Genomic DNA, 24,311 nt, shown 5'->3' with positions numbered 1-24,311 from the left:
ACCAACACGACCAACACGACCAACACGACCAACACGACCAACACGACCAACACGACCAACACGACCAACACGACCAACACGACCAACGAAATGCGCGGCTACGTCACGCATGCAGGCGTGGTGCGCGCGCTCGCGGCTCGGGCGCTCGACCTGCCGCTCGACGGTCTGTTGCAACGGCCGGTCGCGTATGGCGGCGTGGTGTGGTTGCGCGCGGATCCGGCGACGCGTTCGGGCTGGCGGCTGATGGCATGGGATGAAGCCTGACGGCTCGGGCGCGAGGATCGGATCCGCCGGCTGATTCGTTTCGTATCCTGATGGTTCTCTCCGTCGTTGCGCTGATGGGCCTGCGCGGACCCCGCTGATTCACGGCAGCGAACCGCCGCCACGCCACCGGCGCGTCCTTCCATGTCGAGATCGTGCTGGGCGCGGCACCCCGGGCGTCAGCCGCGCGATGTTCTTCCCCTGAGCCCTACATCTCCTTCGTACCGCGGCGGGTTGCGCCGCTGGAGCCGGGGAGCCGCGCACGCTCGCAGGCCCCGGCGAGAGGGTTCCTCGAAAACCCGATCGGATCATCATCTGCACCGGACGTTCGATCCCACGCGCTTTCTTTCCCGGCTCCCGCAGCGTCCGCATCATCGGCGGCCTCGATTTCGAACAATCGCAGCCACCTTCCCGATGGCGGAAAAAATACGCGTTTCCTGTCCTGCATCAAGCTATCCGCCCGCCCGGCCATCGCACGCGCGCACGCATTTCGCTAAGCAGCAAATCCCACGATCGCGATCTTGCATCTTGCGGATTTCCTCCTATGATCAACGACATAAGAATATGGTGCAGTGCTCCAGCGAACGCGGTTTTCGCGGAGGGTAGAGGGCCATATCTTCGCTGTGTATCCCCATGTCTCCGCTATTTCCGTTTTCGGAACGGAGGGTCGATCGTTGCCTCCGCAATCGGGAAATGGTTGGAAAGACGCACGTGTCGAATTGCCGTAATCCGACGGGATCGATCGTCGGCGCGAGGGAGCATTCGATGAGGCAAATGGACCGGTTCACCGTCGCGCGTTCATCTCCGAGCGCGGCGAGGCCGGGCACAGTCCCACGGGCCTCGTGATTGGCGACACCGATGTTGTTCCACATGACCGCGGCGGCGAGCACGCACGCGAGCGGTCTGCGCTGCGCGAAGCACACGGCCGCCCCGAGCGGGCGGGCCGGGCAACATCCTGACGGGCGCCAAGCCCGTATCCATTCACGATGAGGCGCGCGCGTCGGCGACGCGGTCGGCGCGCCCGTTTTCGATGAGGAGGCCGTCGCGATGTCCACCGAAGTCATACCGAGCCAATCGTTTCTCTATCAGCAATGGGTGCAGGGCCTGAGCGATTCGTACGAGGCGTTTCGCCTGCTCGCCGATACGCCCTTGCGCGTGAGCCTGCTTGCGCTCGAGTCGGCGCAGTCCCTGCTGCGCACCGCGATCGACGAAAACGTCGCCGGCAAGCTGTTCAGCCAACAACTGAGGGAGGCGATCGTGGTGGCGGTGCAACTGTCCGCGGATGGGTCCGCCAACGACGCGACGGCCGTTTCCCACGCATCCCGGTGAGGGCGCGATGACAACCTTCCTCCACGAGCGCATCCGTTCGTTCGGCGCGCGTCCCTGTCTCGTCTCGGCGGACGAGACCATCGCCTACGACGCATTCGCCGACCGGATCGATTTCTGGCGCGGCGAACTCGACGTATGGTGCATCGGACGCGGCGACACGGTCGCGGTCTGCGGCGACTACGCGCCGAACGTCTGTGCGCTGCTGCTCGCCCTGGCATTCGCGGGCGCGATCGTCGTGCCGATCGCGTCGGCCGGCGCGAAGCGCGGCGAGTTTCTCGACATCGCGGAAGTCGGCTTCGTCGTCACGTTCGACTCGGCCGGCGCCGCGCGGGTCGAGCGCCGCACGACGCCGGCGGCGTCGCATCCGCTGCTCGAACAGCTGCGCGCGGCCGGCTCGGCCGGCCTGATCCTCTTCAGCTCCGGCTCGACCGGCCGCAGCAAGGCCTCGCTGCTCGATCTCGATCGCATGCTGGGGAAGCTCGAACGGACGAAGGGCCGCGCCTACGTGACGCTCGTCTTCCTGATGCTCGATCACATCGGCGGCATCAACACGCTGCTCAACGTGCTGAGCCAGGGCGGCACGATCGTGACGCCCGCCAGCCGGACGCCGGACGCCGTGTGCGACGCGATCGCGCGCCATCGCGTCGAACTGCTGCCGACCAGCCCGACGTTCCTCAACATGATGCTGATCGCCGATGCGGGCGCGCGCTACGACCTGTCGTCGCTGAAGCTCGTCACCTACGGCACCGAGCCGATGCCCGAGACGACGCTTGCCGCGCTGCACGCCGCGCTGCCCGAGGTCCGGCTGAAGCAGACCTACGGGTTGTCCGAACTCGGCATCCTGCCGACGCAATCGAAGGAATCGGGCTCGCTGTGGATGAAGCTCGGCGCCGACGGGTTCGAGCACCGCGTCGTCGACGGCGTGCTGCACGTGCGCTCGGAAACCGCGATGCTCGGCTATCTGAACGCGCCGTCGCCGTTCGACGACGCGGGCTGGTTCAACACGCAGGACGTCGTCGAGACGGACGGCGACTACGTGCGGGTGCTCGGCCGCCGTTCGGAAATCATCAACGTCGGCGGCGAGAAGGTCTATCCGAGCGAGGTGGAGAACACGCTGCTCGCGGCCGGCAACGTGCGCGACGTCACCGTGTCGGGCCGGCCCAATCCGGTGACCGGGCACGTCGTCATCGCGCGCGTGTCGCCGATCGAACCGGAGACGCCGGCGGCGCTCGCCGCGCGCTTGCGGACGTTCTGCGCGAGCCGCCTCGAACGGTTCAAGGTGCCGGTCCATATCGATGTCGACGAAAGCGCGCATCACAACGACCGGTTCAAGAAAGCCAGGGTGTCACGACCGACGGAGCAAGCCAGATGAGCGACGCAAACGACGTAGTCATCGTCAGCGGCGGCAGCCGGGGGCTGGGGCTCGCGCTGGTGCGTACGTTCCTCGACGCGGGCAGGCGGGTGGCGACGTTCAGCCGCTCGCGCACCGCCGGGATCGACGACCTGATCGAGCGCGACACGCGCGGCGCGCGGTTTCACTGGGCGCAGGTGGACGGCACCGACGGCGCGGCCGCGGCGGCGTTCGTGGCGGGCGTGGCCGAGCGCTGGGGCGGCGTCGACGTGCTCGTCAACAACGCGGGCGTGAGCCACGACGGGCTGCTGGCGCTGATGCGCGAGGAGCAGATCGAACAGATGATCGCGGTCAACCTGACCGGCGCGATCCTGCTCACGCAGTGCTGCGCGAAGTGGATGATCCGCGCCAACCGCGGCGCGATCGTCAACATCGCGTCGGTCAACGCGATCCGCGGCCACGCCGGCGTGGCCGTGTACAGCGCGACCAAGGCGGCGCTCGACGGCCTGACCCGCAGCCTCGCGCGCGAGCTGGGCGCGCGCGGCGTGCGCGTGAACTCGGTCGCGCCCGGCTACTTCGAAAGCGAGATGGTCCAGCATCTCGACGAGGCCGCGCGCGCGCGGATCGCCCGCCGCACGCCGCTGGGCCGGCTCGCCGACACGGACGACATCGCCCGGGTCGTCGAATTCCTCGCATCTGATCGCGCCGCGTTCGTGACGGGGCAGACGATCGCCGTTGACGGAGGCATCACATGCTGACCACGCATTTCGATCGCGACGAGACCGCGCGTCTCGTCCACGGCGCCGTGCTCAAGGTCATGAGCCAGCAGGGACAGCCGCCGCGCGAGCTGCGCGACGACGACAAGCTCAACGCGACGCTCGGCCTGAGTTCGCTCGATCTCGCCCAGCTCGTGTTCGAGCTTGAATTGACGTTCGGCGCGGACCCGTTCCGGACCCTCGTGCCGATCACGTCGGTGCAGACGGTGGGGCAGCTTGCCGGCGCCTACCTGCGCCTCTTCGACGATACGGCGACGCCGGCCGGCGCACGCGACGAGCTCGCCGACGCGCAGGCGGCGAGCGAACGCCGCCGGCAACGTCGCGGGGCGCGGGAATGACGGCGGCGAAGGTGTCGGAGCCGGCCGACGACGCGCCGCCGCCGGATGCCGCGCATGCCGCGCCCGGCGGCATCGCGATCGTCGGGATCGGCTGCCGCCTGCCGGGCGCGAACGATTGGCGGACGTTCTGGCAGAACCTCGTCGACGGCGTCGAATCGATCCGCTTCTTCGACGACGCGGCCTTGCTGCGCGCGGGCGTCGACCCCGGGCAGCTCGCCGCGCCGGACTACGTGAAGGCGTCGCCCGTGATCGACGATTTCGACCGCTTCGACGCGGGCCGCTTCGAGTATTCGCCGCGCGAGGCGCGCGTGATGGACCCGCAGCATCGGGTCTTTCTCGAAGTCGTCCACGATGCGCTCGAAGACGCGGGCTACTGGCCCGACGCCTATGACGGCGCGATCGGCGTGTTCGCCGGCGCGGGCGGCGTGGTCAGCAGCTATTTCGCCTCGAATCCCGCGCTGCACGGCTCGACGGGCGGCGTCGAGCACATCGGCAACGACAAGGATTTTCTCGCGACGCGCGTGTCGTACAAGCTGAACCTGACCGGGCCGAGCGTGACCGTGCAGACCGCCTGCTCGACCTCGCTCGTCGCGATCCATCTCGCATGCGGCAGCATCCTGAACGGCGAATGCGACATGGCGATCGCGGGCGCGTCGACCGTCCGCGTGCCGCACCTCGCCGGCTATACCGCGCGCCAGGGCGACATCCTGTCGCCGGACGGGCACTGCCGCGCATTCGACGCGCGGGCGCAAGGCACGGTCTTCGGCAGCGGCGCGGGCGCGATCGTGCTGAAGCACGTCGAGGATGCGCTCGCGGACGGCGATCACATCTATGCGGTGATTCGCGGCACGGCGATCAACAACGACGGCGGATCGAAGGTGAGCTACACCGCGTCGAGCGTGACCGGGCAGGCGAAGGCGATGCTGGATGCATTCGCCGGCGCGGGCGTCGAGCCGCGCGCGATCGGCTACGTCGAGGCGCACGGCACCGGCACGGTGGTCGGCGATCCGCTCGAGATCGATGCGCTCACCAAGGCGTTTCGGCGTCACACGCAGGACACGGGCTTTTGCGCGGTCGGCTCGGTCAAGACGAATCTCGGCCACCTCGAACAGGCGTCGGGCGTGGCGAGCGTGATCAAGGTCGCGCTCGCGCTCGAGCGCGGGCGGATCCCGCCGAGCCTCCATTTCGAGACGCCGAACCCGCGGATTCCGTTCGCGCAGACGCCGTTCTTCGTGAACACCGCGCTGCGCGACTGGCCGCGCGGCGCCGCGCCCCGGTTCGCGGCCGTCAATTCGCTGGGGCTCGGCGGCACGAACGCGTTCGCCGTGCTCGAGGAGGCGCCCGCGCAGCCGCGCGCGGCGGCCGCGCAGGAGCGGCCGCTGCACGTCCTCGCGCTGTCGGCCCGCTCGGAGCGCGCGCTCGCCGCGCTCGCGGACCGCTGGCGTCAGCATCTGGCGGCGACGGACCAGCCGGTCGCCGATCTCTGTCATACCGCGAACACCGGGCGCGCGCAGCTCAACGTCAGGCTGACCGCGATCGGCGGCACGGCGGGCGAGCTGTCGGCCCAGCTCGCGGCGCCGTCCGTCACGGCGCGCGGCGAGGCGCGGCCGCTCGCGTTCCTGTTTACCGGGCAGGGCTCGCAGTACGCGGGAATGGCGGCCGAGTTGTACCGGACGCAGCCCGTGTTCCGCGATGCGCTCGATCGCTGCGACGCGCTGCTGCGCCCGCATCTCGACACGCCGCTGCTGTCGGTTCTCTACGGCGATGCGGACGCGAGGGCGCTGATCGACGAGACGGCCTACGCGCAGCCGGCGCTCTTCGCGATCGAGTGGGCGCTCACCGAACTCTGGCGCGCGTGGGGTATCGTGCCGAGCGCGGTGCTGGGCCACAGCGTCGGTGAATACGTGGCCGCCTGCGTGGCCGGCTGCTACGACCTCGAGACGTGCCTCGCGCTGATCGCGGCGCGCGGCCGGCTGATGCAGGCGCTGCCGAAGGGCGGCGCGATGGCGGCGCTGTTCGCGGGGGAGGCGGCCGTCAAGCGCCTGCTCGACGCGAGCGACCCGCAGCGCATCGCCGTCGCGGCGTACAACGGGCCCGAGAACACCGTCGTGTCGGGCAGCGCCGACGCGGTGGCCGAGGTGGTCGAGCGGGCGCGGCAGGCCGGCATCGGCGGGCGCGAGCTGACCGTGTCGCATGCGTTCCACTCGCCGTTGATGACGCGCGCGGCGGCCGAACTCGAAGCGCTCGCGGGCGATCATCGCGCGGCCGCGCCGCGCCTCCCGCTGGTTGCGAACCTGACGGGCGAGCTGGCCGACGGCCCGCCGACGCCCGGCTATTGGCGCGATCACGCGTTGCAGCCCGTGCATTTCATCGCGGGCGTGCAAACGCTCGCGCGGGCCGGCATCGTCGACTTCGTCGAGGTCGGCCCGGGCACGACGCTCGTATCGCTCGCGCAGCAGATCCTGGGGAACGACGCGGCCGACGGGCGGCGCTTCCTCGCATCGATCGGCCGCGAGCGCGAATGGAGCGAGCTGACGGCGACGCTCGCTGCGTTGTGGCGGACCGGCGCGCCGGTCGACTGGCGTGCGTTCGACGCGCCGTATGCACGTCGCCGCGTGTCCGCGCCGACCTATGCGTTCGAGCGCGAGCGCTACTGGCTCGACGCCGGCCAGGGCAGTGCGACGGCCGGCGCGGGCGCGGGTTCGCGAGCGGGCGCCGACCTGACTGGCCGGCGCCTGTCGTCGCCGCTCGCCGCCTGGCAGTACGCGGCGACCTACGACCTCGACGCGCTGCCGTGGCTCACCGATCACCGCATCTTCGGCATGGCCGTGCTGCCGGTCGTGGCCGGGCTCGTCGCGCTCGCCGCGGCCGCGCGCGAGCGGGTGGGCGGCGCGGCCGTCGCGATCGAATCGCTGACCTACGACGATGCGCTCGTCATTCCCGACGACGGCGCGCGCGCCGTGCAGATCATCCTGCAGGGCGACGACGAGATCGATGCCGAGCTGGCCAGCCGCGCCGCCGGCGACGAAACCTGGCGGCGCCATCTGCGCGCGCGCGTGAGCGCGCTCGCGGCGTCGCGCCTCGCGCCGCTCGCGACGCCGTTGCCGGCCTCGATCGGCGTCGAGCGGATGGCGCAGATCGACCCGGCGCGCTACTACGATGCGATCGCGCCGCTCGGGTTCGGCTACGGCCCGGGCTTTCGCGGCATCGTCGCGCTGTGGCGCGGCGACGATGAAGCGGTGAGCCGCGTGCAGTTGCCCGAGCCGCTCGACGCGGCCGCGTACGCGCTGCATCCCGCGCTGCTCGATGCATGCTTGCACCTCTATCCGGCGCTGGTCCCCGAATATCGGAGCCTGGCCGATCTCGAAGCGAAGCCGGAGGGCACCTGGCTGCCGATCTCGATCGAGCGCTTCGAGATGGCGCGCGACGGCGCGGCGCACGTGTGGGTGCGGGCGAAGCGCCGCCAGGTCGCGCAGCCGGACGTCGTCACGTTCGATATCGAAATCCACGGCGACGACGGCGCGCCGGTCGCGCTGCTCGGCGGGCTGACGGTGAAGCCGATCACGCGCGCGCAGCTCGCGCCGCGCGCGAGCGCGTCGCGCAATCGCGCGCTGCATCGGCTCGAATGGATCGAGCGCTCGACGCCGCCGCTGCCGGAGGCCGCGGCGGCCGGGCCGTCGGACTGGCTGATCGTCGCGGGCGTCGAACGCGGCATCGCCGACGCGCTTGACGCGCAGTTGCGCGCGCTCGGGCATCGCGCGGCGGTCTTGCCGCTGCCCGACGACGGCTCGGACGCCGAGCTCCAGGCCGCACTGAGCGCCGCATGGGCCGGGCGCGCCGCCAATGCGGCCGGCCCTGTCGGCGTCGTGCTCGCGCACGGTCTCGGCGAGCGCGTCGACGAGACGACCACGGTCGACGCGCTCGCGGCCGCGGAACGCCGGGCGAGCGGCCGCACGCTCGCGCTGGTGCGCGCGCTCGCGGTGCTTGCCGATCCGCCGCCGCGCGTGTGGCTCGTCACGCGCGGCGCGCATGCGCCCGCGCCGCGCGCGCCGGGCGGCGACCCGTTGCAGTCGTCGCTGTGCGGCATCGGGCGCGTCGCGATGCTCGAATATCCGGAGCTGTGGGCCGGGACGATCGACCTCGGCGGCGAAGAGGATGTCGCGGCGCTGGGCGCGGCCCTGCTCGCGGGCGACGCCGAAAGCGAGGTCGCGGTGCGTGGGGGGCGTCGCTATGCGCCGCGTCTCGACCACGACGACGAGTCGGCGCCCGAGCGGATCGTTCCGCCGTTCGATCCGGCCGGGACCTATCTGCTCACGGGCGGGCTCGGCGCGCTCGGCCTGAAGGTCGCGGACTGGCTCGTCACCGCGCAGGGCGTGCGGCATCTGGTCCTGACCGCGCGGCGCGCGCCCGGCGAGGCGATCGGCGCGGTGCTCGAGCAGTGGCGGCGGCTGGGCGCGAACGTGGTCGTCAAGCAGGCCGACGTCGCGCGCGCGGCCGACACGCAGGCACTGATCGAGCAGATCGGCGCCGAGCTGCCGCCGCTGAAAGGCGTGTTCCACTGCGCAGGCAATCTCGACGACGGCGTGCTGGCGCAGATGGACTGGGACAAGTTCGCGCGCACGACCGGCCCGAAGGTGCTCGGCGGCTGGGCGCTGCATACCGCGACGCGCCATCTGCCGCTTGATCATTTCGTGCTGTTCTCGTCGGTGCTGAGCGTGACGGGCGCGATGGGGCAGGCGAACTACGTCGCCGGCAACGCGTTCCTCGACGGCCTCGCCGAACATCGCCGCCGGCTCGGCCTGCCCGCGCAGGCGATCAACTGGGGGCCGTGGGGCGGCGCGGGCCTCGCGACCGAGTCGGGCGAGCGGGGCGCGGCGATCTGGCGCGCGCGCGGAACCGAGTACATCGACGCGGAAGACGGCATGGCCCTGCTGCATGCGATTCTCGCGCGCGGGATCCAACAAAGCATCGTGACGCTGACCGAGTGGCCGCAGTGGGCCGCGCAGTATCCGAGAAGCCCGGCGCTGCTGGAGCGGCTCGTGCGCGGCGCGCCGGCGCGCGCGGTCAATGCGCTCTTCACGCGCGCGCAGGTCGATGCGCGGCTCGCGGCCGCGCCGGATGGCGAACGGCGCGACGTGTTGCGCGACATCGTCGGCCAGATGGTCCGCGCGGTGCTCGAGATCAAGGGCGATTTCGATTCGACGCAGCTGCTGCGCGAGCTGGGGCTCGACTCGCTGATGGCGATCACGCTGATCAACCAGCTCGACGCGGCGGTCGGCGTGCGGCTGCCGGCCGCGGCGATGCTCAAGGGGCCGAGTCTCGACCAGCTCGTCGACGAATTGCTGCCGAAGCTCAGGATTGCCGAGACGGCGGGCGAGGCGGCGCGACCGGCTGCGCCCGCCGTGCTCGCGCAGGGCGCGGCCCCGCTCCGGCACGAACGCTGGCTGGCCGAGATCCGGCCGAATCCCGCGGCGCGCTACCGGCTGATCTGCTTCCCGTTCGCGGGCGGCGGCTCGGCGATCTATCGCGCCTGGGCCAACGGCGCGGACCCGCACGCCGAGATTTTCGCGGTCGAGCCGCCCGGCCGGCTGTCGCGGATCGGCGAGCCGCCCGTGAACCGGATCGATCGGTTCGTCGACGGGCTGCTCGCGGAACTGCGTCCGCTGCTGGACAAGCCGGTCGCGTTCTTCGGGCACTGCATCGGCGGCCTCACGATGTACGAGACGGCGCGCGCGCTGATCGACCGCGAGGGCGTCGCGCCCGTGCACCTGTTCGCATCGGGCGCGCGGCCGCCGCATAGGCTCATGGCCGACGCCGCGTTCGAGCGCAAGCTCACGTCGATGCTGCTCGGCCTGCGCGATTTCGACGTCGTCGCGCCGCTCTACCGGCAGCCGGACGACGTGCTCGCCGAAGCGCTGCGCCACTTCCAGATCGATGCGACGGAACAGATGCTCGCGATTCCGGAGCTGCGCGAACTGGTCCTGCCCGTCGTGCGGGCTGAATTCGAGATGGCGAGCCGCTACGTGTTCGTGCCGAATTCGGGCTGGTCGATGCCGATCACGAGCTTCCGGGGCCGCGACGACATCTACGTGACGCACGAGGACGCGCTGGCCTGGCGCGAATTCACGAGCGGCGAGTTCAACCTGTTCACGCGCGATGGGGCGCATTTCGGGGTCGTCGATGATCGCAGCTTCATTCTCGACGCGATTTCGGATGCGCTCGCCGCATGAGCGCCCGGGCCCGCGTCTGCCGTCCGCGCGCCCGGCGTCGACCCGCTGTCGCCCGGCCATCTGCGATGCGCGCGACGACGCGTCGATGCGTGGGAGAACGAAACATGGATGACGATCTGCGTCATTTGCGGGACATGCAGCACCGGATCGGCCGCATTCGCGAATACACGCGCGACGGCCGCCAGGCGCTCGACGGGTCCGACCTGCTGCAGGACGCCGTCGTGCGCAACATCGAACTCATCGGTTACACGTGGACCTGCCTCAGTCCCGAGTTCCGCCTGCGCCTGCCGGATTTCCCGTGGCGGCTGATCGGCATGCGCGCGGAATACCTGAAACACACGCATGACTCCGCGCGGCTGAAGAAACTCGTCTGGCTGGCCGTGCAGCGCAGCGTGCCGCAACTGGAGCAGGCGATCCGGCGGCAGTTTCCGGATCTCGGCGGCGCGCCCGCGGACGCGGACGGACGATCGGGCGCGCGGCCGGGCGGGAAGCGCGGCGCACGCGCGGCGGCGGAGCCGCGCCCCGCGCGGCGCGCGGCCTGCGTCGACGATCTCGGCGACGCCTAGGCGCGCGGGCCTGACGGAGAGACAGATGAACCTTGCCGGAAAGACCGTGTTCATGTCGGGCGGCAGCCGCGGCATCGGCCTCGCGATCGCGCTGCGCGCGGCCCGCGACGGCGCGAATGTCGCGCTCGCCGCGAAGACCGCGACGCCTCACCCGCAGCTCGACGGCACGGTGTTCACGGCCGCGAAGGCGATCGAGGACGCGGGCGGCCGGGCGCTGCCGCTCATCGTCGACATCCGCGACGAAGCCCGCGTCCAGGCCGCGGTCGAAGAGACGGTCGCGGCCTTTGGCGGGATCGACATCGTCGTGAACAACGCAAGCGCCATCCGCCTGACGGGCACGCTCGACACGCCGCCCAGGCGCTATGACCTGATGCACGGCGTGAACGGACGCGGAACCTTCGTGTGCGTGCAGGCGTGCGTGCCGTATCTGCTCAAGGCGTCGAATCCGCACATCCTCACGCTGTCGCCGCCGCTGTCGACCGATCCGAGATGGTTTCGCGACTACCCGCCGTACATGATCGCGAAGTACACGATGAGCCTGTTCACGCTCGCGTTCGCGGCCGAATTCGAGCATGTCGGCATCGCGGTCAACTCGCTGTGGCCGCGCACGACGATCGCGACCGCGGCGGTGCGCAACGAGCTGGGCGGCGCGGACCTGATCGCCGCGTCGCGCAAGGCCGAGATCATGGCCGACGCCGCCCATGCGATCCTGACGCAGCCGGCGACCACCTGCACCGGCAACTTCTTCATCGACGACGTGGTGCTGCTGGCCGCGGGCGTGCGCGATTTCGCGCAGTACGACGTGCAGGCGGGCTCGCCGCTGCAGGCTGACTTTTTCGTCGACGCGCTGCCCGGCATGCGCGCCGCCAGCTCAATCACGAAGCGCGCCGCGTCCTCGTGACGCCGCGCGCTTCGCCTCGCGGGAGACGCTGATGAGTGCATCACGATTCAAGGCTCTGATGCTGAAGGAGACGGACGGCGTGGTCGCGCCGTCGATCGAATGGCTGGGCGTCGACGACCTGCCGGACGGCGACGTGACCGTCGACGTGCATTATTCGAGCATCAACTACAAGGACGCGATGGCGCTGGCCAATCGCGGCATCATCCGCGCGTTTCCGGCGATCCCGGGCATCGATTTCGCCGGCGTCGTCGCGACCTCGGCGACGCCGCGCTTCCGGCCGGGCGACGCCGTCGTGCTGACCGGCTGGGGGCTCGGCGAGCGGCGCTGGGGCGGCTTCACGCAGGTCGAGCGCGTCGACGCCGACTGGCTCGTCCCGCTGCCGCCGGGGCTCACGCTGCGGCAGGCGATGGGCATCGGCACCGCCGGCCTCACGTCGATGCTGTGCGTGCTCGCGCTGGAGCGGCACGACGTGCGACCCACGAGCGGCGAGATTCTCGTGACGGGCGCGAGCGGCGGCGTCGGCAGCCTGGCGACCGTGATCCTCGCGCAGCTCGGCTATCGCGTCGTCGCCATGACGGGCCGGCCCGGGAACGAGGCGTATCTGAAATCGCTCGGCGCGGCGCGCACGATCGGCCGCGACGATTACGCCGGGGCGCTGAAGCCGGGCCGTCACGGCATGGAGCCGGAGTTGTTCGCGGGCGTCGTCGATACCGTGGGCGGCCCGGTGCTGTCGTCGGCGCTCGCGCGGCTCGCCTACGGCGGCTGCGTGGCGGTATGCGGGCTCGTCGGCGGCATCGAATTGGAAACCACCGTGTTTCCGTTCCTGCTGCGCGGCGTGTCCGTGGTCGGCATCGATTCGGTGCGCTGCCCGACCCCGCGGCGGATCGAGGCGTGGCAGCGGCTCGCGCAATGCGTGCCGCTCGCGGCGCTCGACAGCATGTTGCGCGAGGTGCCGCTCGAAGGGGTCGTCGAAGCCGCGGCGGCGCTGGCGAAGGGGCAGGGACAGGGCAGGACGGTCGTCGATCTGCGGGCGACGTGAGCGGCTGCGGGCGCGGCACGGGGCGGCGGCGGGGTTGCCCTATGTTGTTCGTCAAGCGTCAGGGGCTGACTTGGGTGGGTAAATGGTGCCGTCGCGCAGCATGGCGAACAGGACGTCACAGCGTCGCCGTGCCGGCGCAGCGAGCGCTTGGGCGTGGCGCTTGCCCTGGTGGATCTTGCGCGCGTAATAGGCCCGCGAAACGGGGTCTCGCAAGGCGGCAAAGGCGGAGAGGAATCGTGAGCGATGCCGCACGCGTGCGCCGCTTCGTCGTTTGGGATGGCCACGGCACGCCACGTCTCGCGCTTGCGCCGGCGTCATCATGCGCGGTCGGCGCGCGTTGGCGTCGCGACGGCGCGCACGGTTTTCACGGCAAGTTCGACGCGGCGAGGTTGCTGCAGCGGGGCCGTCACGGCGCGGCCGTGACGGCAGGACTGCAGGTCGATACGCCGGGGTCGTGACGGCGTGCCCGTCACGGCCCCGGCCGCCGCGCCCGCGCCTCCTCCAGATCCTTGCACAAGGCCTCCGCGCCCAGCGCGAGGCGCGGCGCGGGCCGCGTCAGCCAGTCGCCGTCGATCGCGAACAGGTTGCCGCGCGCGACCGCTTTCAACGCCGGCCAGGCGCGCCATCGGTCGAGGCTCGGCGGCGGCGTGTCCGACGCGGTCGCGCCCGTGCGCGTGGTCACGATCGCCTCGGGATCGGCGGCCAGCACCGCCTCGTCGGTCACCGACGGCACGAGCGGCTTCAGCTGCGCGAACACGTTGCGGCCGCCGCACAGCGCGATCACGTCGCTGATGATGTGGGTGCCGTTGAGCGTCATCAGCGGCCGGTCCCAGACCTGGAAGAACACGTCGACGCGCGGCTGGTCCGCATAGCGCGCGCGCAGCGCCGCGATGCGCCGGCGGTAGTCGGCCGCCGCCGCGTCGGCGGCCGCGCGCGTGCCGAACAGGTCGCCGAGCCGGGTCAGCGCGCCGGCGACGTCGTCGACATGCTTCGGTTCGCTGTAGAACAGCGGGATGCCGAGCGCGCGCAGCCGGTCGGTCTGGCGATCGGCGTTGCCGTGTCGCCAGACCACGATCAGGTCGGGCCGCAGCGCGGCGATCCGTTCGAGATCGAGCGCCTTGTTGTCGCCGACGCGCGGCACCGCGCGGGCGGCGGGCGGGTAGTCGCTGTACGACACCGCGCCGACAAGTCGATCGCCGCCGCCCGCCGCGTAGATCAACTCGGTGACGTGCGGCGCGAGGCTGACCACGCGCCGCGCCGGCGCGGCGAGCGTCACGGTCCGGCCGTCGTCGTCGGTGACGGTGATGGCCGCGTGCGCGGCGCCGGCGACGAGCGCGGCGCACGCGGCGAGGAGACGGAGCAGGCTGCGCGTCATCACAGGGGCGCCGGGGCGGCGGTCGCCGCCGTCGGATCGCCGAGCGTCGCGACGGCTTCCGCGAGCGCCTGCTCGAAGCGCCGCCATGCCGCCTCGTCGTCGGGCAAGCCGATCCGCAGGCTCGGCGCGTGCGCGAAGTAGCGGGTCCAGACGCCGCGCCGCGCGAGCGCCTCGTGCAGCGCGGCGGCGCGCGGGTCGTCGGTCCAGCTGAACAGCGGCGTCGCTTGCGTCGCGAAGCCCTGCGCGCGCAGGCCGGCCGCGAGCCGCGCACCGTCTGCCGCGAGCCGCGCGCGGGTGGCCCGCTGCCAGTCCGTGTCGGCGAACGCGGCGGCGACCGCATGGCCCGCGGGGCCGCTCACGGTCCACGCGCCGAGCCGGTCGCGCAGGTCGCGCAGCAGGCCGGGCGCGGCCAGCGCGAAGCCCGCGCGGATCCCGGCGAGCCCGAAGAACTTGCCGACCGAGCGCAGCACGATCAGGCCCGCGCGCCCGACCTCGGCGGCGAGCGAATCGGCGTCGTCCGCGTCCGCGAACGCCTCGTCGACGATCAGCGCGCCGCCGCGCGCGTGCAGCTGCGCGTGCCAGCGCAGCAGGCGCGCGGGCGCGACGCGCTCGGTGGTCGGGTTGTTCGGGTTGCCGACGATCAGGTGGGTGAGCGCCGCGGGCAAGGTGTCGTGCGCGCACGAGAACGCCTCGACCGCATGACCGTGGCGCGCGAACGCGGGCCCGTATTCGCCGTACGCGAGCGGCGCGACGCCGGCCGTGCCGAGCGGCAGCAGCGCGGGCAACGCGCGGATCGCGGCCTGGCTGCCGGCGACCGGCAGCACGTGGGCGGCGTCCGGCGCGCCGTAGTAGCGCGCGGCGGCGGTCGCGAGCGCGTCGTCGTCGTCGGGCAGGCGGCGCCACGCGGCGGCGGGCACGGGCGGCACCGGATAGCCGCGCGGATTGATGCCGGTCGACAGGTCGAGCCAGCTGTCGTACGCGATGCCGTGGCGGCGCGCGGCCTCGCGCAGGTTGCCGCCGTGGACGATCGGCGCGTCACCCATGATGCGTCGCGAGCGCGAAGGCCGCGCCGACCAGCAGCAGCGCGAGCCACAGGATCGCGGTGCGGGCGACCAGCGCGAGCGCCGCCCGCACGTGCCCCGGGCCGGCCGGCTGGCCCGCGCCGAGCACCGGACGGACTTCGAGCGCGCCGTGATAGACGGCAGGGCCGCCGATCACGACGTTGAGGCTGCCTGCGCCGGCGGCCATCACCGGGCCGGCGTTCGGGCTGTCCCACAGGCGCGCCTGGGTGCGCCAGCAGCGCCACGCGCTCGCGGTGTCGCCGAGCAGCGCGTAGCTCGCCGCGGTGAGGCGGGCGGGGATCCAGTTGAGGGCGTCGTCGATGCGCGCGGCGGCCCAGCCGAAGCGCAGCAGGCGCGGGGTCTTGTAGCCCCACATGGCGTCGAGCGTGTTGGCGAGGCGGAACAGCAGCGCGCCCGGGCCGCCCGCGATCGCGAACCAGAACAGCGCGCCGAAGATCGCGTCGTTGCCGTTCTCGAGCGCCGATTCGACGGCGGCGCGCGACAGCGCACTGGCGTCCGCGTCGCGCGTGTCGCGCGACACGATGCGCGCGGTCAGCGCGCGCGCGCCGGCGAGGTCGCGGCGCGCGAGCGCGGCCGCGATCGGCGCGATGTGATCGGCGAGGCTCTTCGCGCCGAGCGCGAACCACAGCAGCGCCACGTGCAGCGCGGCGGCGAGCGCCCACGGCAGGACCGCGGTGAACCACGCGGCGAGCGCGACGAGCGGCACCACCGCGAGGCACCAGGCGCCGAGCCCGACGAGGCGGCCGCGCCGCCCGTCGTTCAGGGTGGTTTCGAGATGCGCGGCGATCCGTCCGAAGCCGACGAGCGGATGGCCGGCGCGCGGTTCGCCGATGCGCAGATCGACGAGGAACGCGGCGATCGCGAGGATCGCGACGGCAGGCATCGAGAGCATCAGCATCAGCCGGCCCGCCCGTTCTTCAGGTCGAGGGGCAGCCCGGCGACGAGCAGCGTGACGCGCGTCGCGCACGCGGCGATGCGCTGGTTGAGCCGGCCCAGTTCGTCGACGTAGCGGCGCGTTTCCGCGCCGAGCGGCACCACGCCGAGGCCGATCTCGTTGCTGACGACGATGAGCCGCGCGCGCGTCGCGCCGAGCGCGGCTTCCAGCTCGGCGACCCGGGCCTCGTACAGCGCCGGGTCGACGGGCGCGCCGTCGGCGGGACAGAGCAGGTTCGCGAGCCACAGCGTGAGGCAGTCGACCAGCACGCAGGCGGCGGGATCGTCGAGCCGCAGCAGGGTCTGCGCCAGCTCGACGGGCGCCTCGACGAGCGCCCAGTCGGCCGGGCGCCGCGCGCGATGATGGGCGATGCGCGCGGCGAATTCGTCATCGGCGACGCGTGCGGTGGCGACATAGGTGACGGCCCGCCCGCTCGAGGCGGCGAGCTGCTCGGCGTAGGCGCTCTTGCCGGAGCGCGCGCCGCCGAGGACGAAGGTGAGATCGTGCGGAGTCATCGCATGATTGTAACGGCGCGGGCGATAATGCGACCTTCGCTTTTTGCCGGAACGCCCGCTTCGATGACCGCCTCCGTTTCCCCCGCGCGCGTGCGCGGCACGCTGATGATCCAGGGCACCACGTCCGACGCGGGCAAGAGCACGCTCGTCGCCGGGCTGTGCCGGCTCGCGCGCCGCGCGGGCGCGCGCGTCGCGCCGTTCAAGCCGCAGAACATGGCGCTCAACAGCGCGGTCACGGCGGACGGCGGCGAGATCGGCCGCGCCCAGGCCCTGCAGGCGCTCGCGGCCGGCATCTCCGCGCATACCGATTTCAACCCGGTGCTGCTCAAGCCGACCAGCGACCGCGGCGCGCAGGTGATCATCCACGGCCGCGCGCGCGCGAACCTCGATGCGCGCGCCTATCACGCGTACAAGCCGATCGCGTTCGAAGCGGTGCTCGAATCGTATGCGCGCCTGCGCGCGGGCTACGACGCGGTGGTCGTCGAGGGCGCGGGCAGCCCCGCCGAGATCAACCTGCGCGACGGCGACATCGCGAACATGGGCTTCGCCGAGCGCGTCGACTGCCCGGTGGTGCTGGTCGCGGACATCGATCGCGGCGGCGTGTTCGCCCACCTGATCGGGACGCTCGCATGCCTGTCGGAGAGCGAGCGTGCGCGCGTGCGCGGGTTCGTGATCAACCGCTTTCGCGGCGACCCGGCGCTGCTCAAGCCGGGGCTCGACTGGCTCGAGGCGCGCACCGGCAAGCCGGTGCTCGGGGTCGTGCCGTACCTGCACGGGCTCGTGCTCGATGCCGAGGACATGCTGCCCGCGCAGGCGCGCACCGTCGCCGCCGAGCGCGACGCCGGCGTGCTGCGGGTCGTGGTGCCCGCGCTGCCGCGGATCAGCAACCACACCGATTTCGATCCGTTGCGCGTGCATCCGCGCGTGGATTTCACCTACTGGAAAAGCGGGCCGGTGCCGGCCGCGGATCTGCTCATCCTGCCGGGCTCGAAGAACGTGCAGCGCGACCTGGGCTGGCTGCGCGAGCAGGGCTGGGAGGCGGTGCTGAAGCGGCACCTGCGCTACGGCGGGAAGCTGCTCGGGATTTGCGGCGGGATGCAGATGCTCGGCCGGACGCTCGACGATCCGCATGGCCTGGAGGGCCCGCCCGCCTGCGTGCCGGGCCTGGGCCTGTTCGATTACGCGACGACCCTGCGGCCCGACAAGACGCTCGTCAACGTGACCGGCCGGCTCGCGTTCGGCGGCGCGCCGGCGCTGGCGGGCTACGAGATCCACATGGGCGAGACGCACGGGCCGGCGCTCGCCGCGCCCGCGCTGCGGCTCGACGGCGCGGCGGGCGGGCGCGACGACGGCGCGCGCTCGGAAGACGGGCAGATCCTGGCCACCTACGTGCACGGGCTGTTCGACGCGCCCGGCGCGTGCGCGGCGCTGCTCGCGTGGGCGGGCCTCGACGACGGCGCGGAGGCGGTCGACTACCCGGCGCTGCGCGAGGCGTCGCTGGAGCGGCTCGCCGATACGCTGGCCGCCCATCTCGACCTGCCGCGCGTGTTCGACGCGTTTGCATGAAAGCAGCCGGTCGCACGATTATTCGTTCCAAACAGGAAATAATTAAAGCCGGTCAGGCGATTTTTCAACCCGCCGGGTTCGAATAAAGTCCGTTCCATCGATCTCAACGAACCGGAACAAGGAACCCGACATGAACCCGACCCGCCTGACCGATCTGGCCGCCACGCTGCTGCGCGTGGCGCTCGGTGTGTTGTATCTCGCCCACGTCGCCCAGAAGGTATTCGTCTTCACGCTGCCGGGCGCCGCGCAGTTCTTCGTCTCGCTCGGGCTGCCGGGCTGGCTGGCCTACCTGACCACCGCGGTCGAGCTGGCGGGCGGCCTCGCGCTGCTGGCGGGCTTCCGGGTGCGGCTCGCCGCGCTCGTGCTGCTGCCGTTCATGCTGGGCGCGGTGCTCGCGCACCTGCCGAACGGCTGGAGTTTCGCCGCGCCGAACGGCGGCTGGGAATATCCGGCGTTCTGGGCCGTCACGCTCGCGGTGCAGGCGCTGCTCGGCGCGGGCGCGTTCGCGGTCGAGCGCCTTCGCGCCGCCTGAAACCCGGGTCGCCGCGCGGGCGGCCGTCGTCCCCGGCCGCATTTGCCGATATCATCGCTCCCTGTATCCGCAACGGGTGCGGCGTCGGCTCCGGCCGGCGTCGCCGACGGCTTTTTCGGGGGAATTCATGACGGTGATCGTGGTGGCGAATCCGAAGGGCGGCGTAGGCAAGAGCACGCTGTCCACCAATCTGGCGGGGTATTTCGCGGCGCAGGGCGCGTGGGTCGCGCTGGCCGATCTCGACCGGCAGCAGTCCGCGCATGCATGGCTTGACCTGCGGCCGTCGACCTTGCCGCCGATCGAGACCTGGTCGCTCGATCCCGACGCGCCCTCCAAGCCGCCGCGCGGCCTGGAATACGCGGTGATCGACACCCCGGCCGGCCTGCACGGCGGCCGCCTGAATCTCGCGCTGGATTTCGCCGACAAGGTGATCGTGCCGCTGCAGCCGTCGCTGTTCGATATCCTCGCGACCCAGCAGTTCCTGGAGCGGCTCGCGAGCGAGAAGGCGGTGCGCAAGGGCGCGGTGGAGGTGGGGATCGTCGGCATGCGGGTCGATGCGCGCACGCGCTCGGCCGACCAGCTGCACCGGTTCGTCGAGGGGCTCAAGTTGCCGGTGCTCGGCTACGTGCGCGACACCCAGAACTACGTGCAGCTCGCCGCGCACGGCCTCACGCTGTGGGACGTCGCGAAGAGCCGGGTCGACAAGGACCTGGAGCAGTGGCAGCCGATCGTCGAATGGGCGCAGGCGCGGGCCTGACGCGCGCATAAAAAACCCCACGCCCGGGCGGGTCGTGGGGTGGCCGGGGCCGGGCGGCGCGCGCCGCTCAGGTCCAGCTTTGGGTCGGCACGTGGTCGCGGCTGCCCTTCATCTTGTTGTGCTCGTCGACGAACACCAGGTCCGGCTTCCAGCCGGCCTGCAGCGCTGTCTCGTCGACCATCGCGAACGCGGCGATGATCACCAGGTCGCCGAGCTGCGCGCGCCGCGCGGCCGAGCCGTTCAGCGAGATCATGCCGCTGCCGCGCTCACCCTTGATCGCATAGGTCGAGAAGCGCTCGCCGTTGTTGATGTTCCAGATGTCGATGCGCTCGTTCTCCACGATGTTCGCGGCTTCGAGCAGATCCTCGTCGATCGCGCACGAGCCTTCGTAATGCAGCTCGCAGTGCGTGACCGCGACGCGGTGGATCTTCGATTTCAGCATGTGGCGCTGCATGGTGACTCCTAGGTGCTTCAGATTTCGAGGTTGTCGATGAGGCGGGTCGCGCCGAGCTTCGCGGCCGCGAGCACGACGAGCGGCTCGCCGGCTTCCCGTTGCGCCGCGTCGGGCGCGACCAGGTTCGCTTGCCGGCGGATCGACACGTAGTCGGGCTGCCAGCCGCGCGCGGCGAGGCTCGTGAGCGCGTCGCGCTCGAGCGCCGCGAGGTCGCGGGCGCCGCCCAGCACCGCGTCGCGCACGCGATGCAGCGTGCGCACGAGTTCCGGCGCCTCCGCGCGTTCGCGCTCGCTCAGGAAGCGGTTGCGCGACGACAGCGCGAGGCCGTCGGCGTCGCGCACGGTCTCGGCCGCGATGATCTCGACGGGCAGCGCGAGCTGCTGGCACATGCGCCGCACGATCATCAGCTGCTGGTAATCCTTCTTGCCGAACACCGCGACGCGCGGCTGCACGCAGGACATCAGCTTCGTGACCACCGTGCACACGCCGGTGAAGAAGCCCGGGCGGAACTCGCCCTCGAGGATGTCGCCGAGATCGTGCGGCGGCTGCACGCGGTATTCCTGCGGCTCCGGGTACATGTCGCGCTCGCTCGGCGCGAACAGCACGTAGACGTTGTCCTTCTGCAGCTTCTCGATGTCGTCCTGCAGCGTGCGCGGGTACTTGTCGAAATCCTCGTTCGGACCGAATTGCAGACGGTTCACGAACACGCTCGCGACGACCGGGTCGCCGTGCTGCCGGGCGAGCCGCATCAGCGACAGATGGCCCTCATGCAGGTTGCCCATCGTCGGCACGAAGGCAACGCGGTTCTGGCCGCGCAACTGGTCGCGCAGTTCCTGGATCGAGCTGATGACTTTCATGGTGGCGGGTCGGATTCCTCGCGCGGATCGCGCGTTGCGCCGCCTACGGCGGCGTCATGACTGGGTGCGGGGCGCCCGGGCGCGGAGCCAGGCGGCGAGCGTCGGGATTGTAGAGGATTTGCCGCTCCAGCGCATCGATAAAGGCACGACCGTTCGCATCAAGACGGAGGGCGGGAAATAGGGGACGATGCACGCGCGGCGGCGCGCGTCAGGCGGGCAGGTAGGCGAGCCGGACGTAGATCGGCGCGAACGGTTCGGGCTGGGTGATCTCGACGAGCGACTCGCGCGCGAGTTCGAGCATCGCGATGAAGTTGACGATCACGACGGGCACGCCGCGCGAGGTGTCGAACAGGTCGGCGAACTCCATGAAGCGGGCGTTCTGCAGGCGGCGCAGGATCAGGCTCATGTGCTCGCGCACCGACAGCTCCTCGCGCGAGATCTTGTGGTGCTGGACCAGCTTCGCGCGCTTGAGCACGTCGGCCCAGGCGGCGCGCAGGTCGTCGGAGTTCACGTCGGGGAAGCGCGGCGTGATGCTCTGCTCGATATAGACGTCGGCGCGCAGGAAATCGCGGCCGAGCTGCGGCAGATGGTCGATGCGCTGCGCGGCGAGCTTCATCTGCTCGTATTCGAGCAGGCGGCGCACCAGCTCGGCGCGCGGATCCTCGGCTTCCTCGCCGGTGTCGGCCTTCTTCACCGGCAGCAGCATGCGCGACTTGATCTCGATGAGCATCGCCGCCATCAGCAGGTACTCGGCCGCCAGTTCCAGGTTCGACTCGCGGATCTGGTCGACATAGCCGAGGTACTGGATGGTGACCTGCGCCATCGGGATGTCCAGCACGTTGAAGTTCTGCTTGCGGATCAGGTACAGCAGCAGGTCGAGCGGACCCTCGAAGGTCTCGAGGAACACCTCGAGCGCGTCCGGCGGGATGTACAGGTCCTGCGGCAGCTTGAAGAGCGGCTCGCCGTACAGGCGCGCGAACGCGGCGACGCCGTCGACGGTGTCGGGCGTCGAATCGGCGCCCGACGGGGCGGCGATCGCCTGTTCCGGTTGCGAGGCGCCGGCCTCGTCCGCGGCGCTCACGGCGTCAGAAGTTCTGGTAGTAGACGTAGGACGTCTGCTTGACGCGGGATTCCTGTTGCGCGTCGCGCTCGTCGAGGTCGACCGGCTGCTTGTCCCACAGCAGCGAGCGGCCCTTGCGCTGCTCGTCCTCGAGCGTCGGCTTCTGCTGCTTCAACTGATTCAGGAATTGCGTGACATCGGACTGGTACGGCATGGTTCGGGCTTCCGTTCAGAGGAGGGCGCACCGCGCCCGGAATACGATCGACGGGATTTTACCGCAATGCGGGGAACAGCCGGCGCAATCCGGCGTCGAATGCGCTCCCGCCGCGTCGCGTCGCTTGAACATCTTTCACGCCCGGCGCGGCGGCGGGGTTGCGCCGGTGTGGTCAAATGGCGGTTTATTCACAGGAATCCGACGCGGAGGTCGTATTTGGCAGGGCAGGCGAGACAACAGCGCGCGACGGCGCGCGGCGATCACGGGCAGCTGGCGCGCCGGCGGCGCGGCCGGCTGCCGGTGCGAGGCTGGCGGGCGCTGCTCGCGTGCGTGGCGCTGACCTGCGCGTGGCCCGCGGCCGCCAAGTACGGCGTCGACATCGACGCGCCGCGCTCGGTGCGCGCGCTGCTCAAGCAGCATCTCGACATCGCCCGCTTCGCGAAGCGCGACGACATCAGCGACGACCAGTTCGACTTCCTCGTCACCGCGACGCCGCAGCAGGTGCGCGATCTGACCGCGACGGCGGGCTATTTTTCGCCTGTGGTGCGCACCGACGTGCGCACCCGCGACGGCAAGCGCAGCGTCACCGTGTCGGTCGATCCGGGCCCGCAGACCACGGTCGAGGCGGTCGACCTGAACTTCAGCGGGCCGATCGACGGCGAGGACCCGAAGCAGGCGGCCGCCACCCGCTTCGCGTTCTCGCTGAAGCCCGGCGATCCGTTCACGCAGTCCGGCTGGGATGACGCGAAGCGCGCCGCGCTCAAGCAATTGCAGTCGCGCCGCTACCTGGGCGGGAAGATTACCGCGTCCGAGGCGCGCATCGATCCGCGCACCCGCCGGGCAAAGCTCACGGTCGCGTTCGACAGCGGCCCGACCTTCACGATGGGGCCGCTCGACGTGTCGGGCGTGCAGCGCTATCCCGAGCGCATCGTGCGCAACGTGAGCCCGCTGTCGGTCGGCGAGATCTACGACGTGCAGCGCATCAACGAGCTGCAGCGCCAGTTGCAGAACACGCCGTACTACGCGAGCGTCGCGATCGACGTCGGCGACGACACGCAGCAGCCGGAGCGCACGCCGGTGCACGTCAAGGTCAGCGAGTACCCGTACAACAGCGTGCGCGGCGGGGTTGGCTATTCCACCGACACCGGCCCGCACGTGCAGGGCTCCTACAGCTATCTCGACACCTTCGGCGCCGCGTGGCCGCTGTCGGTGTCGGGCCGGCTCGACCAGATCCAGCAGTACGGCCAGATCCAACTGTCGATGCCGCCCGGCGAGAAGGCGTGGACCAACAGCGTGCTCGCGTCGTACACCAACACCAACGTGTCGGACACGCGCATCTACAGCGCGCGGGTCGGCCTGCAGCGCACCCGCACCGGCCAGTTCATCGATTATTCGTACTCGCTGATGTACTACCAGGACCGGCTCGACCAGAACGCCGTCGGCCCGACCACGAGCCGCGCGCTGGTGCCGCAGTGGGCCTGGACGCGCCGCAACGTCGACGATCCGCTGTTTCCGCGCGCGGGCAGCCTGATCCACGCGGAGGCCGGCTTCGCGGTGAGGGGCGTGGGGACCGACCAGACCTTCGTGCGCGGCTACGCGCGCGGCCAGCAGTACCTGCCGCTCGGCAAGCGCGACCTGTTCGTGTTCCGCGCGGAACTGGGCGGCGTGTTCACGGGCGGCAGCTCGACCGGCGTGCCGGCGTCGCTGCTGTTCCGCGCGGGCGGTTCGAACTCGGTGCGCGGCTACGGCTATCAGAGCATCGGCAACAACGTCGACGGCTCGGTGCTGCCGACCAAGTACCTGGTGACGGGCACGGCCGAGTACCAGCACTGGTTCAACCACGACTGGGGCGCGGCGACCTTCTTCGACATCGGCACCGCCACCGACGCGTGGGGCGAGAAAGTGTTTTTCCAGGGCGTCGGCCTGGGCGCGCGCTGGCGCAGCCCGGTCGGCCCGGTCAATTTCGACGTGGCCTACGGGCTGCGCAACCGGAGCGTCAGGCCGTACCTGACGCTCGGCATTGCCTTCTGATCTTCGAGACCGCGAACCCGCATGACCCAGGACGTTTCCGCCCCGCCGCCCGCCGCCGCCGCACCCGGCGCCGAGCCGCCCGCCCCGCGCCGCAGGCGGCCGCCTGTCTCTTCTCCCCCCCTTACGCTGCCCACGATCGGCGG

At 71.2% G+C, this 24,311-nt stretch carries 21 protein-coding genes and 2 pseudogenes; 14 read left to right on the top strand and 9 right to left on the bottom strand.

Annotated elements, in window-relative coordinates; all coding sequences use genetic code 11:
* The 9 genes and pseudogenes from AC1RQF_RS25410 to AC1RQF_RS25370 all read left to right on the top strand — a co-directional run.
* Positions 1 to 264: pseudogene (locus AC1RQF_RS25410) on the top strand (hypothetical protein); the annotation flags it as partial.
* Between the two features lie 1,044 nt (positions 265 to 1,308).
* Positions 1,309 to 1,590, top strand: coding sequence for a hypothetical protein (locus AC1RQF_RS25405; RefSeq protein WP_273998670.1), 282 nt, complete (start codon positions 1,309 to 1,311; stop codon positions 1,588 to 1,590).
* A 7-nt stretch (positions 1,591 to 1,597) separates the two neighbouring features.
* The gene (locus AC1RQF_RS25400) at positions 1,598 to 2,962 is read left to right on the top strand and encodes an ANL family adenylate-forming protein (RefSeq protein ID WP_492873221.1); all 1,365 of its coding nucleotides are present in this window, start codon (positions 1,598 to 1,600) and stop codon (positions 2,960 to 2,962) included.
* On the top strand, positions 2,959 to 3,699 hold the full coding sequence (locus AC1RQF_RS25395) for an SDR family NAD(P)-dependent oxidoreductase (RefSeq protein WP_273998668.1): 741 nt from the start codon (positions 2,959 to 2,961) through the stop codon (positions 3,697 to 3,699). The genes AC1RQF_RS25400 and AC1RQF_RS25395 overlap by 4 nt, the downstream gene beginning before the upstream one ends.
* Positions 3,693 to 4,055, top strand: coding sequence for a hypothetical protein (locus AC1RQF_RS25390; RefSeq protein ID WP_492873220.1), 363 nt, complete (start codon positions 3,693 to 3,695; stop codon positions 4,053 to 4,055). The genes AC1RQF_RS25395 and AC1RQF_RS25390 overlap by 7 nt, the downstream gene beginning before the upstream one ends.
* Complete coding sequence (locus tag AC1RQF_RS25385) at positions 4,052 to 10,285, top strand: type I polyketide synthase (protein ID WP_492873219.1); 6,234 nt, start codon at positions 4,052 to 4,054, stop codon at positions 10,283 to 10,285. The genes AC1RQF_RS25390 and AC1RQF_RS25385 overlap by 4 nt, the downstream gene beginning before the upstream one ends.
* Before the next feature lie 104 nt (positions 10,286 to 10,389).
* Complete coding sequence (locus AC1RQF_RS25380; protein ID WP_273998665.1) at positions 10,390 to 10,851, top strand: HepT-like ribonuclease domain-containing protein; 462 nt, start codon at positions 10,390 to 10,392, stop codon at positions 10,849 to 10,851.
* A gap of 25 nt (positions 10,852 to 10,876) precedes the next feature.
* Entirely contained in the window at positions 10,877 to 11,752 is an 876-nt protein-coding gene (locus AC1RQF_RS25375) for an SDR family oxidoreductase (RefSeq protein WP_273998664.1), read from the top strand.
* 31 nt (positions 11,753 to 11,783) lie between these two features.
* Positions 11,784 to 12,791, top strand: coding sequence for an MDR family oxidoreductase (locus tag AC1RQF_RS25370; RefSeq protein ID WP_273998663.1), 1,008 nt, complete (start codon positions 11,784 to 11,786; stop codon positions 12,789 to 12,791).
* Between the two features lie 51 nt (positions 12,792 to 12,842).
* On the opposite strand, the pseudogene AC1RQF_RS25365 reads toward AC1RQF_RS25370, so the two are convergent.
* Positions 12,843 to 13,070: pseudogene (locus AC1RQF_RS25365) on the bottom strand (IS110 family transposase); the annotation flags it as partial.
* Between AC1RQF_RS25365 and AC1RQF_RS25360 the strand changes: the two are divergent.
* Complete coding sequence (locus tag AC1RQF_RS25360) at positions 13,028 to 13,249, top strand: hypothetical protein (RefSeq protein ID WP_492873247.1); 222 nt, start codon at positions 13,028 to 13,030, stop codon at positions 13,247 to 13,249. The pseudogene AC1RQF_RS25365 and the gene AC1RQF_RS25360 sit on opposite strands and share 43 nt — an antisense overlap.
* Positions 13,250 to 13,260: 11 nt before the next feature.
* Here AC1RQF_RS25360 and AC1RQF_RS25355 read toward each other — a convergent pair whose 3' ends face one another.
* From AC1RQF_RS25355 to cobU, 4 genes are read right to left on the bottom strand one after another with little or no spacing between them, the layout of a single operon-like run.
* The gene (locus tag AC1RQF_RS25355; protein WP_273998662.1) at positions 13,261 to 14,166 is read right to left on the bottom strand and encodes a cobalamin-binding protein; all 906 of its coding nucleotides are present in this window, start codon (positions 14,164 to 14,166) and stop codon (positions 13,261 to 13,263) included.
* Entirely contained in the window at positions 14,166 to 15,209 is a 1,044-nt protein-coding gene (gene cobD, locus AC1RQF_RS25350) for a threonine-phosphate decarboxylase CobD (RefSeq protein ID WP_492873218.1), read from the bottom strand. Before cobD ends, AC1RQF_RS25355 begins: the two co-directional genes overlap by 1 nt.
* A complete protein-coding gene (gene cbiB, locus AC1RQF_RS25345; RefSeq protein ID WP_273998660.1) occupies positions 15,202 to 16,146 on the bottom strand; it encodes an adenosylcobinamide-phosphate synthase CbiB in 945 nt (314 codons plus the stop codon). Before cbiB ends, cobD begins: the two co-directional genes overlap by 8 nt.
* Positions 16,146 to 16,697, bottom strand: coding sequence for a bifunctional adenosylcobinamide kinase/adenosylcobinamide-phosphate guanylyltransferase (gene cobU, locus AC1RQF_RS25340; RefSeq protein WP_492873217.1), 552 nt, complete (start codon positions 16,695 to 16,697; stop codon positions 16,146 to 16,148). The genes cbiB and cobU overlap by 1 nt, the downstream gene beginning before the upstream one ends.
* Before the next feature lie 63 nt (positions 16,698 to 16,760).
* On the opposite strand from cobU, the gene AC1RQF_RS25335 reads away from it, so the two are divergent.
* The 3 genes from AC1RQF_RS25335 (at position 16,761) to AC1RQF_RS25325 (ending at position 19,552) form a co-directional block, all read left to right on the top strand.
* Entirely contained in the window at positions 16,761 to 18,263 is a 1,503-nt protein-coding gene (locus AC1RQF_RS25335) for a cobyric acid synthase (RefSeq protein ID WP_273998658.1), read from the top strand.
* 130 nt (positions 18,264 to 18,393) lie between these two features.
* On the top strand, positions 18,394 to 18,795 hold the full coding sequence (locus AC1RQF_RS25330; RefSeq protein ID WP_492873216.1) for a DoxX family protein: 402 nt from the start codon (positions 18,394 to 18,396) through the stop codon (positions 18,793 to 18,795).
* Positions 18,796 to 18,922: 127 nt separating this feature from the next.
* Positions 18,923 to 19,552 (top strand): ParA family protein, encoded by a 630-nt coding sequence (locus AC1RQF_RS25325; protein WP_273998656.1) that lies wholly within the window; start codon positions 18,923 to 18,925, stop codon positions 19,550 to 19,552.
* 67 nt (positions 19,553 to 19,619) lie between these two features.
* Here AC1RQF_RS25325 and panD read toward each other — a convergent pair whose 3' ends face one another.
* The 4 genes from panD to AC1RQF_RS25305 all read right to left on the bottom strand — a co-directional run bounded on the left by panD (position 19,620) and on the right by AC1RQF_RS25305 (position 22,137).
* Positions 19,620 to 20,006, bottom strand: a complete 387-nt coding sequence (panD, locus tag AC1RQF_RS25320; RefSeq protein WP_273998655.1) for an aspartate 1-decarboxylase — start codon at positions 20,004 to 20,006, stop codon at positions 19,620 to 19,622.
* A 17-nt stretch (positions 20,007 to 20,023) separates the two neighbouring features.
* Complete coding sequence (gene panC / locus AC1RQF_RS25315; RefSeq protein WP_273998654.1) at positions 20,024 to 20,863, bottom strand: pantoate--beta-alanine ligase; 840 nt, start codon at positions 20,861 to 20,863, stop codon at positions 20,024 to 20,026.
* Between the two features lie 208 nt (positions 20,864 to 21,071).
* Complete coding sequence (locus tag AC1RQF_RS25310) at positions 21,072 to 21,944, bottom strand: segregation and condensation protein A (RefSeq protein ID WP_273998653.1); 873 nt, start codon at positions 21,942 to 21,944, stop codon at positions 21,072 to 21,074.
* 4 nt (positions 21,945 to 21,948) lie between these two features.
* Positions 21,949 to 22,137 carry a DUF3460 family protein gene (locus AC1RQF_RS25305; protein ID WP_273998652.1) on the bottom strand — a complete coding sequence of 63 codons (189 nt, stop codon included), beginning with the start codon at positions 22,135 to 22,137 and terminating at the stop codon, positions 21,949 to 21,951.
* A gap of 294 nt (positions 22,138 to 22,431) precedes the next feature.
* Between AC1RQF_RS25305 and AC1RQF_RS25300 the strand changes: the two genes are divergently transcribed.
* Positions 22,432 to 24,168 carry an autotransporter assembly complex protein TamA gene (locus AC1RQF_RS25300; RefSeq protein ID WP_492873246.1) on the top strand — a complete coding sequence of 579 codons (1,737 nt, stop codon included), beginning with the start codon at positions 22,432 to 22,434 and terminating at the stop codon, positions 24,166 to 24,168.
* The last annotated feature ends 143 nt before the right edge of the window (positions 24,169 to 24,311 follow it).

This window comes from Burkholderia sp. GW821-FHT14F03 (assembly GCF_058803765.1).
The sequence above is the reverse complement of the archived record's forward strand: the minus strand, read 5'-3'. Positions and strand labels throughout refer to the sequence as shown.

What these genes read in the sequence shown, in the direction of transcription:
- AC1RQF_RS25405 (WP_273998670.1), top strand. Translation starts at nt 1,309, where the DNA reads ATGTCCACCGAAGTCATACCGAGCCAATCGTTTCTCTATCAGCAATGG.
- AC1RQF_RS25400 (WP_492873221.1), top strand. Translation starts at nt 1,598, where the DNA reads ATGACAACCTTCCTCCACGAGCGCATCCGTTCGTTCGGCGCGCGTCCC.
- AC1RQF_RS25395 (WP_273998668.1), top strand. Translation starts at nt 2,959, where the DNA reads ATGAGCGACGCAAACGACGTAGTCATCGTCAGCGGCGGCAGCCGGGGG.
- AC1RQF_RS25390 (WP_492873220.1), top strand. Translation starts at nt 3,693, where the DNA reads ATGCTGACCACGCATTTCGATCGCGACGAGACCGCGCGTCTCGTCCAC.
- AC1RQF_RS25385 (WP_492873219.1), top strand. Translation starts at nt 4,052, where the DNA reads ATGACGGCGGCGAAGGTGTCGGAGCCGGCCGACGACGCGCCGCCGCCG.
- AC1RQF_RS25380 (WP_273998665.1), top strand. Translation starts at nt 10,390, where the DNA reads ATGGATGACGATCTGCGTCATTTGCGGGACATGCAGCACCGGATCGGC.
- AC1RQF_RS25375 (WP_273998664.1), top strand. Translation starts at nt 10,877, where the DNA reads ATGAACCTTGCCGGAAAGACCGTGTTCATGTCGGGCGGCAGCCGCGGC.
- AC1RQF_RS25370 (WP_273998663.1), top strand. Translation starts at nt 11,784, where the DNA reads ATGAGTGCATCACGATTCAAGGCTCTGATGCTGAAGGAGACGGACGGC.
- AC1RQF_RS25355 (WP_273998662.1), bottom strand. Translation starts at nt 14,166, where the DNA reads ATGACGCGCAGCCTGCTCCGTCTCCTCGCCGCGTGCGCCGCGCTCGTC.
- cobD (WP_492873218.1), bottom strand. Translation starts at nt 15,209, where the DNA reads ATGGGTGACGCGCCGATCGTCCACGGCGGCAACCTGCGCGAGGCCGCG.
- cbiB (WP_273998660.1), bottom strand. Translation starts at nt 16,146, where the DNA reads ATGCTGATGCTCTCGATGCCTGCCGTCGCGATCCTCGCGATCGCCGCG.
- cobU (WP_492873217.1), bottom strand. Translation starts at nt 16,697, where the DNA reads ATGACTCCGCACGATCTCACCTTCGTCCTCGGCGGCGCGCGCTCCGGC.
- AC1RQF_RS25335 (WP_273998658.1), top strand. Translation starts at nt 16,761, where the DNA reads ATGACCGCCTCCGTTTCCCCCGCGCGCGTGCGCGGCACGCTGATGATC.
- AC1RQF_RS25330 (WP_492873216.1), top strand. Translation starts at nt 18,394, where the DNA reads ATGAACCCGACCCGCCTGACCGATCTGGCCGCCACGCTGCTGCGCGTG.
- AC1RQF_RS25325 (WP_273998656.1), top strand. Translation starts at nt 18,923, where the DNA reads ATGACGGTGATCGTGGTGGCGAATCCGAAGGGCGGCGTAGGCAAGAGC.
- panD (WP_273998655.1), bottom strand. Translation starts at nt 20,006, where the DNA reads ATGCAGCGCCACATGCTGAAATCGAAGATCCACCGCGTCGCGGTCACG.
- panC (WP_273998654.1), bottom strand. Translation starts at nt 20,863, where the DNA reads ATGAAAGTCATCAGCTCGATCCAGGAACTGCGCGACCAGTTGCGCGGC.
- AC1RQF_RS25305 (WP_273998652.1), bottom strand. Translation starts at nt 22,137, where the DNA reads ATGCCGTACCAGTCCGATGTCACGCAATTCCTGAATCAGTTGAAGCAG.